Annotated in this window: 11 protein-coding genes; 4 read left to right on the top strand and 7 right to left on the bottom strand. The window is 67.9% G+C overall.

Annotation, left to right across the window (positions count from 1 at the left end; genetic code table 11):
* Positions 1 to 19 precede the first annotated feature (19 nt).
* The gene (locus tag FM069_RS09130; protein WP_143487990.1) at positions 20 to 397 is read left to right on the top strand and encodes a response regulator; all 378 of its coding nucleotides are present in this window, start codon (positions 20 to 22) and stop codon (positions 395 to 397) included.
* Positions 398 to 409: 12 nt separating this feature from the next.
* On the opposite strand, the gene FM069_RS09125 is transcribed toward FM069_RS09130, so the two are convergent.
* From FM069_RS09125 to FM069_RS09110, 4 genes are all read right to left on the bottom strand, one after another.
* The gene (locus tag FM069_RS09125) at positions 410 to 1,738 is read right to left on the bottom strand and encodes a hypothetical protein (protein ID WP_143487988.1); all 1,329 of its coding nucleotides are present in this window, start codon (positions 1,736 to 1,738) and stop codon (positions 410 to 412) included.
* 167 nt (positions 1,739 to 1,905) lie between these two features.
* Positions 1,906 to 3,228 carry a hypothetical protein gene (locus tag FM069_RS09120; RefSeq protein WP_143487986.1) on the bottom strand — a complete coding sequence of 441 codons (1,323 nt, stop codon included), beginning with the start codon at positions 3,226 to 3,228 and terminating at the stop codon, positions 1,906 to 1,908.
* A gap of 544 nt (positions 3,229 to 3,772) precedes the next feature.
* Entirely contained in the window at positions 3,773 to 4,309 is a 537-nt protein-coding gene (locus FM069_RS09115) for a hypothetical protein (RefSeq protein ID WP_178106698.1), read from the bottom strand.
* A gap of 482 nt (positions 4,310 to 4,791) precedes the next feature.
* Entirely contained in the window at positions 4,792 to 5,142 is a 351-nt protein-coding gene (locus tag FM069_RS09110) for a hypothetical protein (RefSeq protein WP_143487985.1), read from the bottom strand.
* 268 nt (positions 5,143 to 5,410) lie between these two features.
* Between FM069_RS09110 and bamI the strand changes: the two genes are divergently transcribed.
* Positions 5,411 to 6,064 carry a biofilm-associated metzincin protease inhibitor BamI gene (gene bamI, locus FM069_RS22145; RefSeq protein ID WP_143487983.1) on the top strand — a complete coding sequence of 218 codons (654 nt, stop codon included), beginning with the start codon at positions 5,411 to 5,413 and terminating at the stop codon, positions 6,062 to 6,064.
* A 75-nt stretch (positions 6,065 to 6,139) separates the two neighbouring features.
* Positions 6,140 to 7,945 carry a biofilm-associated metzincin protease Mep72 gene (mep72, locus tag FM069_RS09100; protein WP_407681569.1) on the top strand — a complete coding sequence of 602 codons (1,806 nt, stop codon included), beginning with the start codon at positions 6,140 to 6,142 and terminating at the stop codon, positions 7,943 to 7,945.
* A gap of 7 nt (positions 7,946 to 7,952) precedes the next feature.
* Here mep72 and FM069_RS09095 read toward each other — a convergent pair whose 3' ends face one another.
* The 3 genes from FM069_RS09095 to FM069_RS09085 all read right to left on the bottom strand — a co-directional run bounded on the left by FM069_RS09095 (position 7,953) and on the right by FM069_RS09085 (position 11,501).
* Entirely contained in the window at positions 7,953 to 9,449 is a 1,497-nt protein-coding gene (locus FM069_RS09095; RefSeq protein ID WP_143487980.1) for a YifB family Mg chelatase-like AAA ATPase, read from the bottom strand.
* Positions 9,450 to 9,567: 118 nt separating this feature from the next.
* Positions 9,568 to 11,001 carry a M23 family metallopeptidase gene (locus FM069_RS09090; protein ID WP_143487979.1) on the bottom strand — a complete coding sequence of 478 codons (1,434 nt, stop codon included), beginning with the start codon at positions 10,999 to 11,001 and terminating at the stop codon, positions 9,568 to 9,570.
* Between the two features lie 245 nt (positions 11,002 to 11,246).
* Entirely contained in the window at positions 11,247 to 11,501 is a 255-nt protein-coding gene (locus FM069_RS09085) for an accessory factor UbiK family protein (protein ID WP_143487978.1), read from the bottom strand.
* A gap of 406 nt (positions 11,502 to 11,907) precedes the next feature.
* Here FM069_RS09085 and glnK point away from each other — a divergent pair, with 406 nt between their 5' ends.
* Entirely contained in the window at positions 11,908 to 12,246 is a 339-nt protein-coding gene (gene glnK, locus FM069_RS09080) for a P-II family nitrogen regulator (RefSeq protein WP_143487977.1), read from the top strand.
* The last annotated feature ends 29 nt before the right edge of the window (positions 12,247 to 12,275 follow it).

The following is a 12,275-nucleotide window of genomic DNA, read 5'->3' as shown; positions in this document are numbered from 1 at the left end:
CTCAATCGGATGCTGAACCATGGAAAACGCAGTGAACAAGACGGTACTGGTGGTCGAGGACGAGCCGGCGATCCTCATGCTGCTGGTGGATTACCTGACCGGCGAAGGCTACCAGGTGCTGGAGGCCGACTCGGCGGACGCCGCCTTCCTTATCCTGTCCGGGCGCCCGCACCTGGACCTGCTGATCAGCGACTACCGTCTGCCCGGCGGCGTGTCCGGGGTGAAGATCGCCGAACCCGCCCTCAAGCTGCGCCCTAACCTCAACGTCATCTTCATCAGCGGCTACGCCACGGAAATCTTCGAGACCGGCAGCGATGTGCTGGACAAGGCCACCGTGCTCGGCAAGCCGTTCTCCATGGAGACCCTCAAACGCACCATGGAGAGCCTGCTGGGCTGAGCGGCCGCCGGCCTATTCCGGGTCGGCCAGTGACGTGAGGCGCTTGACGCTCACGTAGTTGGACAGCAGGCCCCCCACATCGCCGTTCTGGATGCGGATGACGGAGAACCCGATCATGCCCACCCCTCTGAGGTTGAAGGGCGCCGGTCCAGGGAAGGCGGCGAGGTTCCGGTACTGGTTCGGCGGGCCCATGGTACCCCCAGCATCCTCAAGGTCGAAGCTTACCCAGCCGGTATCGCTATCGGGTGCTTGCAACTGCGTACGGACGTATCGACCACCGAGTATGTCGCTGTCGCCAAACCCAACGATGTTGGTAATCGCACAGAGGTTAGCCCACGCCCATTCAAATCGTGACGAGCCGTCACGATTTCGGTAAGGGCTGTAGAACCCTTCGCACCGACGCCCGTCAATGACGAGTGGGTTGTAGTAAGGGGAATACCGGCTCGCCTCCGGGTCGGCGTTGAGGTAAGCCTTGGTGGGAAACGTGACGGCCCACTCGGTTTCGGCGTTGAGCCCGGCTCCGTAGGCGAATTCGCCGTCGGCGCTTCGGCGGGTCAGCAGGGCCGTGACCGCTTCGGCCCCATTGCGGAAGGACACCGACGTCCCACGCATCTTCGCGAACACCGTTTCGCTCTGGGCCAGGGTGGGCTCGGGGTCTTCCGGACGGGTCTGGCGGGCGTGCTGGCTGAAGTCCAGCAGCGCCGTGGCGTCCAGGGCGATCTGCTCGCCGTTCATCACGTTGGTCATGGTCACGCTGCCGAACAGCTGGCCTTCGGGAGGGGCAAGCCCGGCCTTGCTGTTCTGGGCCCAGACGCCGCCTTCGGCGAACGCAGCGCTGAAGCGACCGCAATCGGCGGGATAGCCATAGAACAGCTGCATGAGTGCAAACTCCTCACTCTGCGAGGCCGGAGCCATGTAGACGCCTGTCTCGATGACCTCGAGGGTGCCCACTCGACTGCGCGCCGCCAGCTCGGGATCGCCAGCCCCCAGCTCCACACCCTCTGCGGGCAGCGAGGGGACCGTACAGCTGGCGTCCGCGCTGACCAGCCGGGCCCCGGTCTCGCTGCGGACGAGCACGCCGGTCCAGGTGTCGTATTCGTTCAGGTAAAGGTTGAAGCTGTGCACCACCTGGCCATTCAGCCCCTCGAGGATCCGCACCTTTGCCGTGACGGGGCGACTGGCGGTGTTGGTGAGGTGAATCGCTGTATCGTTGCCCGACTCGACGCTGTAGAGGGGATAGATCAGGACCTGCCCCTGGCCATTGACCGCCAGTTCGACCGCATTGGCAGCGCAGCCTGCGCTCAGGCCCAGAGCCAGCGCGAAGAAGGAAACACCCTTCATGTCATTCATCCTTATGAAGTGAAGCAAACGGTCCGCCCTGCTCGGCGTCGGGCGATATGCAATAAGCCCGTCCTGAAAAGGGAAAGCCCATGGCATCGGCACAGGCGGCCTTGCCCAACGAAACCCTTTCGAAGACCGGCGCATCACTATGGGTGGGCTGATAGGCATCAATGGCCTGCGGGTGAGGTCAGGCGCTTGACGCTGACATAATTGGAGAGCAGCCCATCGACGTCTCCGTTCTGGATGCGGATGATGGAGAACCCGATCATCCCCAGGCCTTGAAGGCTGAAAGGCGCTGATCCAGAAGACACGGTGAGATTTCGAAGCGGAGAGGGGGGGGCCATGATCCCGCTTCCTGGTGGCCAGAACCACAAGCTCATCCATCCTGCTGAATACAGGGGTACTGCCAACTGCGTGCGGACGTACTGGCCCCCGAGGATATTGCTGGTTCCGATTCCAATGACATTGGTGATGCCACACAGGTCGATTGTGTGGTCGGCAGAAAGCAGTGCTTCACGCGACTGGTACCAGGGCTGGGTTGCTTCACAGGTGGTTCCCGCCGGGCCGGGCGTCACGGAGAACGGCGAGTGCAGCGAGGCGTCAGGGACCGCGTTCAAGTAAGCCTTGGTAGGAAACGTGATGACCCAGTCGGTTTCGGCATTGAGCCCGGCGCCATAGGCGTAGTCGCCATCGCCGCTCTGGTGGGTCAGCAGCGCCGTGACGGCTTCGGTACCATTGCGGAAGGGCAGCACCGCGTCGCGCATCGCCGCGTAGGTCGTTTCGCTCTGGCCCAGGGTGGGTTCGGGGTTTTCTGGTCGGGTCTGGCGGGCGTTCTGGCTGAAATCCAGCAGTGCAGTGGCATCCAGTGCAATCTGGTGGCCGTTCATCACGTTGGTGAGGGTCACGCTACCGGAAAGCCCGTTGGCAGGGGGATAGAGCCCGGCATTGCTGTCCTGAGCCCAAACGCCCCCTTCGCCAAAAGCATCGCGAAGCGCGTCGCACGGGATGCCCATGATTGGGGCGCTTCCCATCTGCGGGGGCAGACTCGGCACGCTTGCCCAGTTTCCTGCCATCCCGATGACTTCAATGCTGCCGACCCGGGCGCGTGCCGCCAGGCCCGGATCGGTAGCGCCGGCCAACTCCACGCCCTCGGCTGGCAGCTGCGGCAACGTGCAGCTGCTATCGGCACTGACCAGCCGAGCGCCGCTGTCGCTGCGGGTCAGTACGCCCGTCCACACGTCATGGCTGCCCAGGTAGAGGTTGAAGCTGTGGACGACGCGCCCCTCCAGCCCCTCGAGGATACGGACCTTGGCCACGGTGGGCGTCATGCTCGCATTGGTCACGTGGATGGCCGTGTCGTTGCCCGATTCCACGCTATAGAGCGGGTAGATCAGCACCTGGCCGGCACCGCTGGCAGACAGCTCGACCGCGCCAGCGGCAGAGGAAAGGCCCAGCGTCACGGCCAGGGTGAGGGAGGCGGCAGGGTTCATGTCATTGTCCTTAACGGAAACGGAAAGTCCTGGGGGCGCGCAGTGACGCATCCATCAGCGCGATGGCCGGGCATCCCGAGCGCTGAACGGCAGGGTGCATCAAGGTCGAGTCGACTGATCGACGAGCCTGCTTGCCCACGATGTTGATCGGGTGTCTCGCTCGCACAGGGGCGATGGGCGCCCGGCTCAGGTTGGGTTGCCAGAGGCTTTCGCGGAGCGGGTGCGCCTGGAATACTGGCGTGAAGGCAACGATACGGGGTGTCTTCCTCGAAGAGACGAAGCACTGGCTCGCGAATCGACTGGCTGCCTGGTATCGGTTTACACGGTAGCGCCGTGGCGGAGGGTTTTCTGCCCACAGAATGCCGGGGCGCAGGAGTGCGGGTGCTGGGCCGAGCGGGCATGGCAACGTCCTGTCGAGGCCGGCGTTGCGCGCCGGCGAGGGCGTCATGGTAAAGCGCCACGACGCCCTTTGGACCCGGCAGGTGGGTCGAAAGTGATCCAGTGCACAGTTTGGCGGGCGTACCTGCGGTGAACGGCTCGGCAATCAGCGGGACTGGAGGGCCTGGTAGCGGCGCTGGTATTCCTCGTAAGGCAGGTTGGCCTGCTGCAGTTCCTGGACCTGGCGTGCCCGCTCGGCGTCGGCCTGGCCGGGTGCCGTCGGTGCGGAGGCCACCGGGGCCGGTGCCGGCAGTGCCTGCAGGGACGTGCTGCTGTTGCCGGGCAGCTTGTACATGGCGCCGGTGAGGGGGTCGACGATCAGCATGCCGATCAGGCCGCCGAAGACGATGTTGCCCCAGTACCAGCCGTTCATGGACGCCCGCAGGTTGGTCTGGGTCGGCGCGAAGCCGTCCTTCTTCAGGTCGATGGTGTAGGCCGCGCGGCCGAAGTAACCATCGCCGGAGTCCAGGCTGACGAGGGCCGGCGTGGTGCCAGTGTAGACGGTGGCGCCGCTGCGGTCGTGAATGTCCACTTGGGCGCCAGCCGGGAAAGTGACGATGTTGACTGGGTATTTGCTCTCGCTGACGATGCTGGCGCATCCGCTGAGCAGGGAAAGGGCAAGTACGGAAACCAGAGTGCGCACGCGCGACCTCCATGTCGGGATTCAAGGGGCGCGCACTATAGAGGGTTTCTTGAGAAATGTGACCAGTGTCACATTACCGCTGGGGAACTTTTTTCAAGAAGTGCGTTCGTGCTCGGCGCGCGGGCAAGAAAAAGCCCGCCTGGGTGGGCGGGCTTGAAAGAAAGCGTCTGAGCTTCCAACACGTTAGCCCGGTTCCTTCCAGGCACAAATTTAGACTGCAGCGGACGGTCAGCGGGGTGTAAAGGCTGGGTAAAGCGAGAAACCCGCGGCCTGCGGGGGCTGGTATCCGGCTCCTGGTAGGCTTGTTCCCGCGTGCTGCTAGGCGGCTCGTCTTGAGGGGCCTGCAGCCGAACCCCCCATGAATGGTGGACGATCGTCCCGCGGGCGAAGAGGCCCGCCCCTTGCCTGCACCGGGGCGCGCGCGGCGAATGCCAGAGCTGTTTCCGGTGCTCCATGTAAGGCCAGCGTAAGGACCGGCGCCCTCAAATGCCCGGCGCCGCCGGATCCGTCAACACCAGGTCCGGCTTGCCGAACAGTGGAAGGGTGCACAGGGCTGATTTGGCCAGGGTCGCTTTCCGGGTCTGCAACCACAGGTCGATTTCGATGAGAGCGGCATTGTCCTCGTCGATGCGGTAGGTCCCCGCGGTGGCGTAGGAGACCCGGGCCTTGTCGAAGTCGTCGTGGGCGGCCTGTTCGATCAGCGCCTTGCAGGCCTCGAAGTCCTTTTCCATGGCCTCGGCATCGTCGGCGCGGTGGTAGCACCCGGCCAGGGTCGCCACCAGCAGCACCAGGGCGACCGGGCGGGCAGAGAGGAGCGGGGGATGGCCGGGCATGGCGGGGTGCTCTCGGGCGGAAAGGCCGATAGTGCCACACGGTTGCCTGGGCGCGGGCCTGCCGAGGGCGTGGCGCGGCGGCTCAGGGGGTACTGTGACCGAGGCGTCACACCGTGAAATGCCTGGAAAGTTGAACCCGTTCATAGGCCCTGGCCGCCGGCGTCGGTTTTTTCCGGGCGCCTTCACATTTTCGCCGTGGGTGGGCGGCGGCGGTGTTCGTGGCGCCGCTATAACGGGCGCCTCGTTTTCCCACGCATGGACCTCCTGCATGTCCCAGTATGGTGTGATCGGAGGCGTCGCCCTCCTGTTGGCCGGCGCTACCGTCGGCAGCCTGATCTATCTCGACGGCCAGCCCGCCGCGCCGGCCACGGTGGCCCAATCCACCGCGATTCCGGCACCGACCGCCCGGGCGCCGATGCCCGTGGCGTCCGCGCCCGCCGGGAAAGCCCCCGCGGGCGTGCCGGCGGCCTCCGCCCGCTCGGCCCGGCACGAGCTGTTTCCCAGCCGTGACTTCCGAGAAGGCCAGGCCGACGGGATCACGGTGCACTACACCCAGGCCGACCCGTCGCTACTGGGCCAATTGCAGCAGGACCAGGTCCTGGAACTGGCGCTGCCCGGCCGTGCCGAGCCGATGCGGGCGCAGCTCGTCTCCACCCACAACGCCGATGGCCTGGAAGTCTGGGAAGCGCGCCTGCTGGACGGCAGCCCGATGGAGAGCCTGACCATCGTCCGCGGCCGCCTGGACACCCACATCAGCGTCGCCACCCTGCAGGGCAGCGTGTCCCTGGTGGTGGACAACGCCAGCGGGCAGACGGTGATCACCGATGAGAACGCCCTGGCGAGCCGCAGCGATCCCCACACCGATCACGTCGACGCGCAGCCGGCTGCGTTGCCGCCGCTGCCGCCACCGGCCCAGAGCTGATTCCCGGTTTCCTTCCAGGGCCCGTCCGCCGGACGGGGTCCGTTCCTTCCCTTTGCCCGACTCTCACGGAGACACATGATGAAAGGACTGCAATGGCTGCTCGCCCCGGCCCTTGTCGCCGCCGCCCTGGATGCCCAGGCGGCGCCCCAGACGGTGGACGTACTGGTGCTCTACACCGCCGACGCGGTGGCCCACCGCAACGGCCGCGACATCGACGCGCGGATCGCCAGCTACATCGAGTTCGCCAACCGCGCTTATGAAAAGAGCGGCGTCGACCTGCGCATGCGCCTGGTGCACAAGCAACTGCTGGACTGGACGCAATACCGCGACGTCACCTCGGCCAACCTCGATCGCTTCAAGGACGACGCCAACGTGCTGCGCCTGCGCGAGCAGTACGGCGCCGACGTGGTCAGCCTGATCAACCTGTCCGCCGACGCCGGCGGCGGCATGTTCACCTGCGGCATCGGCTACATGGGCAGCGCGGCGAAGAACAGCGGCACCTTCTATGCCTGGTCCAAGGACATGGCCTTCAACCTGGTGGGGGTCGATTGCGGCCTGAACACCTTCGCCCACGAGGCCGGCCACAACATGGGCCTGCGCCACTCCTTCGAGCAGGACCAGAGCGAAGGCTACTACCGCACCGGCGGCGCCAACAGCCACAGCGGCACCTACGAGTGGAGCCGCGGCTACGGCGTCTATGGCAAGTTCAGCACCATCATGGCCTACCCCCATGTCTATGGCGCGCCGGTGCAGGCGCCGTTCTTCTCCAACCCGGCGCTGACCGCGGCGGACTGCGCCAACCAGGCCTGCGGGGAAGCCGGCAAGGCGGACGCGGTGCGCGCCCTGAACGCCATGGCCGCCCAGATCGCCGCATACCGCCCGACCAAGGTGGCGCAGCCGAATCCGGGCCAGCCGACCCCGCCCACCCCGCCGCAATTGCCGTGGTGCGAGAAGGCCGAGCTCAAGGGCCTGATCGCCGATCCCGAGTTCCGCAGCCTGAACGGCTGGCGTGGGCTCTATGGCGCTTCCGAGCTGAGCCTGGTGGAGGCCGGCCAGGGCTGCCGCGACACCGTGGTGCAAATGGATGCCCGTTCCTTCGACATCCTCGTCACCCCGGTGGCCGGGCTGCGCAGCGGCGGCGACTATCGCCTGCAAGGCAAGTTGATGCTCAAGGCCAAGGGCGTGCGGGAAACCGCCATGCTGGCGATCCTCGAGGAAGGCGCCGATGGCCGCCTGTCCTTCCAGGACACCCAGGCGGTGAGCCTGTCCATCACCGGCAACGAGTTCACCCGCTTCGACAAGCGCTTCACCTACAAGCCGTCCGCCGGTGCCCGCGCGGTGTACGTCGCCGCCATGACCTCCAGCGGCGCCAGCCTGCTGGCGGACGAGGTGCAACTGAGCGAGTGGACCGATGCGGCGCCGCAACTGCCGCCGGCTCCGGCGCGCATCGCCTACGGCTTCGAGGACGGCATCGCCGGCTGGGGCGGCTTCTACGCCCAGGTACGCCCGAGCACCTTCGCCCGCAGTGGCCGCCTGGCCCTGGAGGCCTACGGCCGCAGCGTGGCCGGCAGTGGCGCCGGCGTGAGCCTGCTGGGCAACGTCGAGGGCGGCAAGGCGTATCGCGTCTCCGCGACCCTGGCCCTGGGCCGCGACAGCCGCGTCCGGGGCTCGGTGTACGGCTACCTGTATGTGGAGGATGCCCGCGGCCAGGGCGCCTACCAGTCCATCGGGCTGCGGCAGACCGCCGGCAACACCTGGACCACCCTGCAGGGCCAGGTGCAGCTGCCGGCCGGCAACCTCAAGCGCGTCGAGCTGATCCTGCTGGGCGACCAGCCGGCCCAGTCGCTGTTCATCGACGACGTGCTGGTGCAGCGCCTGTAAGCGCGGCTCACGCCGCCCCGCCCGGGCGATACTGGAGCGCCTCCGCCAGATGGTGGCGCGCCAGGCGCGGGCGGGCTTCAAGATCCGCCAGGCTGCGCGCCACCTTCAACACCCGGTGGGCGGCGCGCAGCGACATCCCCAGGCGTTCGCACGCCTTCTCCAGCCAGCGGCGGTCGTCCTCCTCCAGGGCGCAATGCCGCCGCACCCCGTCCAGGTCGAGAAACGCGTTGGCCCTGCCCTGGCGGGCCAGCTGGCGCTGGCGCGCATCCGCCACGTGGGCCGCCGCCTCCGCGCTGCTCGGCCCGTCGCCTGCGCTGGGCTGCAGGGCGGTGGCTTCCCGCGCCACGGTGAGGTGCAGGTCGATGCGGTCCAGCAGCGGCCCGGAGAGCTTGGCCCGGTAGCGCTGGATGCGATCCGGCGTGCACTGGCAGCGGCCGCCGGCATCGCCCAGGTAGCCGCAGGGGCATGGGTTCATCGCCGCCACCAGTTGGAAGCGGGCCGGGAAGCGCACCTTGTCGTGGGCCCGGGCGATGACGATCTCGCCGCTCTCCAGGGGCTCCCGCAGCACCTCCAGAACCTTGCGGTCGAACTCCGGCAGCTCGTCGAGGAACAGCACGCCCTGGTGCGCCAGGGTGATTTCCCCGGGCCGCGGCCGGCTGCCGCCGCCCACCAGCGCCGGCCCCGAGGCGCTGTGGTGCGGTTGGCGAAACGGTCGCTGGGGCCAGGTATCCAGGGGCGCGTGGCTCACCACTGAATGAATCGCCGCCACCTCCAGGGCCTCGTGCTCGTCCAGGGGCGGCAGCAGCCCCGGCAGGCGGCTGGCCAGGAGGGTCTTGCCGGTGCCCGGCGGGCCCGACAGCAGCAGGTTGTGGGCCCCGGCGGCGGCCACCAGCAGGGCGCGCTTGGCCGCCTGCTGGCCCTGCACGTCGGCCAGGTCCGGGTAGGGCCGGGGCTGGCTCGGCAGGCCGTGGGCCTGGTAGGGCGCCAGGGGCGTCTGCCCGCTGAGATGGGCGGCCAGCTCCAGCAGGTGCTCGATGGCCAGCACCCGCAGCCCGCTTGCCAGGCAGGCCTCCTCGGCGTTGGCCCGGGGCACCACCAGGGCGCGCCCGGCGGCGCGGGCCGCCAGCGCCGCCGGCAGCACGCCCTGAACCGGGCGCACCGCGCCGGACAGGGCCAGCTCACCCAGGCACTCGATGCCATCCAGGGCGTCCGCCGGCACTTGGCCGCTGGCGGCGAGGATGCCCAGGGCGATGGCCAGGTCGAAGCGGCCGCCGTCCTTGGGCAGGTCGGCAGGCGCGAGGTTGAGGGTGATGCGGCGCGGCGGGAAATCGAAACCGGAATTGAGGATGGCGCTGCGGACGCGGTCCTTGCTCTCCTTCACCGCGGTTTCCGGCAGGCCCACCAGGGCCAGGGACGGCAGGCCGTTGGCCAGGTGGGCCTCGACGGTGACCGCCGGCGCCTCGACGCCCAGCTGGGCGCGGCTGTGGACGATGGCCAGTGACATGATCGCTCCTTGATCGTGCGGCGCGTGGCCGAGTCGTGTGGCGTGCGCGTGGCAGTCTAGGAGCGCCGTGAGCCGTCGTCCAGCGGCGGGACCGGCCCTGCGGGGCCGGTCCGGGGCGTCAGAAGGCGACCCGCGGCTGCGGGTGCGGCCCGTCGCGGACCTCGGCGTCGGTCACGGCGAAGGCCTCCTCCGCGGCGGGCTGGCCGAGGGCCGGGCGCACGTAGCGGCAGAGTTCGCGGCGGCTGGCGTCGAAGGGCTGGCAGCGCCCGTCGTCGAGGCCGGGAGTGCCGCGGCTCGCCGGTGCCCCTTCGTCGTCATCGGCGGAGAACCCCATGTTCAGGGTCATCGCCCCGCGGGACAGCACCGCGCGGTAATCGCTGGTGATGTCCGCCCGCCAGGACAGGCGCGCGCTGGGTGCCTCGCTGCGCGACACGCCGTCCACGGCGGTGGCGCGACCGCTGACGCCAGGGTTGTTGAGGCGATAGCCGACGCAGTAACGCTGGCCGTTGCGGCTCAGCCAGAAATAGCTGCAGTCGGTGTCGTAGCTGTCGCGTCCGGTACGGATCTGGTAGCCGGAGAGCTGCACGCCGTTCAGGTGCTGGTAGGCGCCGTTGCGCTTGAGGCTGAAGTGCTGGTGCGGGCCGGTGGAGTGGCCGCCGTTGCACAGCGCCTGGTTGATGTTGTTGGCGTAGTTGGCCAGGCGCTGGTTCTTGCGCACGGTCTGGTTGGTCTGGATCTGCACGTTGGACAGGTGGTAGTAGGTGGTGGACCAGCCGCTGGCATGCACCACTTCCACCGAACACGAGGAATGGCGGATGGCGCGCCCGTCGGCGGCGGACACTACCCATTTGTTGGAGGTGTCGGAGCCCCAGTAGCCGCCGTCGTGGAAGTCCATGGAGGACAGCGGGAAACGGCCGCTGCCGGTGTTGGTGTGGGCGCCGCCGAAGCCCCAGGCCTGGCCTACCGGGAACGGCAGCTGCAGCAGGGTGGCGGGTGGTACGTCCTGGATGCGGTAGTCAGCCAGGCGCTTCTGATTCAGGCGCGGCGGCTGTTGGCCGAACAGTCGGGCGTAGGTGGCGGCGAAGGCGGCATCGTCGGTGGCCGGCGGCAGCACCTCGGCCAGGGCATGGGGCGTGGCGGCGAGGCCGCGTTCGGCGGCCGGCGCATCCAGTTGCGCGTAGTAGGCGGTGGCCAGGCGGTTGGCGATCTCCTCCACCTGGGCGGCAACGTCCGGCGCCTGGCTCAGGGGGCCGAAGGGGTGGGCGAGGGCGTAAGGGGTGGGCCGGCTGAGGGCAGCGCTGTGCATCTCCATCAGGGTCAGCAGCACCTTCGGGCTGATGCTGCTGTAGCCAGCCCAGTGGCTGATCGCCTCGGCATGGGGCAGCAGCTGGGGCGCACGCCTGGCCAAGTAGGCCGGCAGGTCGAAGCTGCGCATTTCCGCGTAGGAATACAGCAGCGCCGGTTCGGGCGTGGCCTGCGCACCGGCCTGGACCGGGGCGGCGGCGCTCAGGGCGACGGTGGCAATCAGTAGGGCTCCGTATAGGGATTTCATCGCTAACTCCTCGCTGAGATCGGGCAAGCAGTCGCTCTGCACGGGCAGGACAGCCGGCTGGGGGGTTATGCGATCAGGAGACGAGCGGAAGGAGCCCGGGCGGGTTTCAGGCCCGGCCGGCGCGACTGTCGTCCCTGACAGCCCGGTCAAGTTTAGTCAAATGGCACGGGCGTGCCATCACAAGATGGCACAGAGGGATGCCGGTCGTCGGCCAAGCGGGGGAGACAGAAAGAGAAGAGGCGGGATCAGCTCGCCGGGGGCGTGGCTTCCAGTGCGGCGACCTTGGCTTCCAGCGCCTCCAGACGGGCACGGGTTCGGGCCAGGACGGCCATCTGGCCATCGAATTCCTCACGGCTGACCAGGTCCAGCTTGCTGAAGCCGCTCTGCAGCAGGGCCTTGAGCTGGCGCTCCAGCTCCGGGCGCGGCAGCGGGCGCTCGCCGTCGAACAGGCGCGATGCCTGGCTGGAAAGGGCGTCGAGGAAGGCTTTGGGCGGCAGCATGAGGGGTCATTCCGGCAACAGGTCGGAGGCGAGTCTAGCACGGCCATGCCGGCTGCCGACCGCCGGGCCGCTGCACGCTTTTCGCGCCTGACGAGGCGCTGCCGCGCACCAGAGTTGTGCGCCGGCCCATCGAAGCCTCGTACCGAACGCCAAGCCTCGTGCCTATCTCCCTGAAAAGCCTAGCTTTCCCCGAGCTGGCAAGCTTTCTGCTAACCACCCAGTGAAGCCTGCACCGATGCGGTTCCGGTGTGGCGTGCGAGGCGGGGGAGCGCTTCGCCGCGGGCGGGCAGTTGGCGCCGCACCCTGCGCGGGCGGCCGGCGCATTACAAAAGCCAGACACTGCGCTTAGACTTGCCCCGGGTTTGTTCTTCCTGGGGCAAGTCCACCAACACGGGAGAGAAGTTTCATGAAGCTAGTCACTGCCATCATCAAGCCGTTCAAGCTCGACGACGTGCGCGAGTCGCTGTCGGAGATCGGCGTGCAGGGCATCACCGTCACCGAGGTCAAGGGCTTCGGCCGGCAGAAGGGCCACACCGAGCTGTACCGCGGCGCGGAGTACGTGGTGGATTTCCTGCCGAAGGTGAAGATCGACGTCGCCATCGACGACAAGGATCTGGACCGCGTGATCGAAGCGATCACCAAGGCGGCCAACACCGGCAAGATCGGTGACGGCAAGATCTTCGTGGTCAATCTGGAACAGGCCATCCGCATCCGTACCGGCGAGACCGGCACCGACGCGATCTAAGCCTCAGACACCCCCCTAAAGCCCCAGGA

It is taken from the genome of Pseudomonas mangiferae, from assembly GCF_007109405.1.
Lineage (GTDB): Bacteria > Pseudomonadota > Gammaproteobacteria > Pseudomonadales > Pseudomonadaceae > Pseudomonas_T > Pseudomonas_T mangiferae.
Note: the sequence above shows the minus strand (reverse complement) of the source record. Positions and strands in the feature narration are given on the sequence as shown.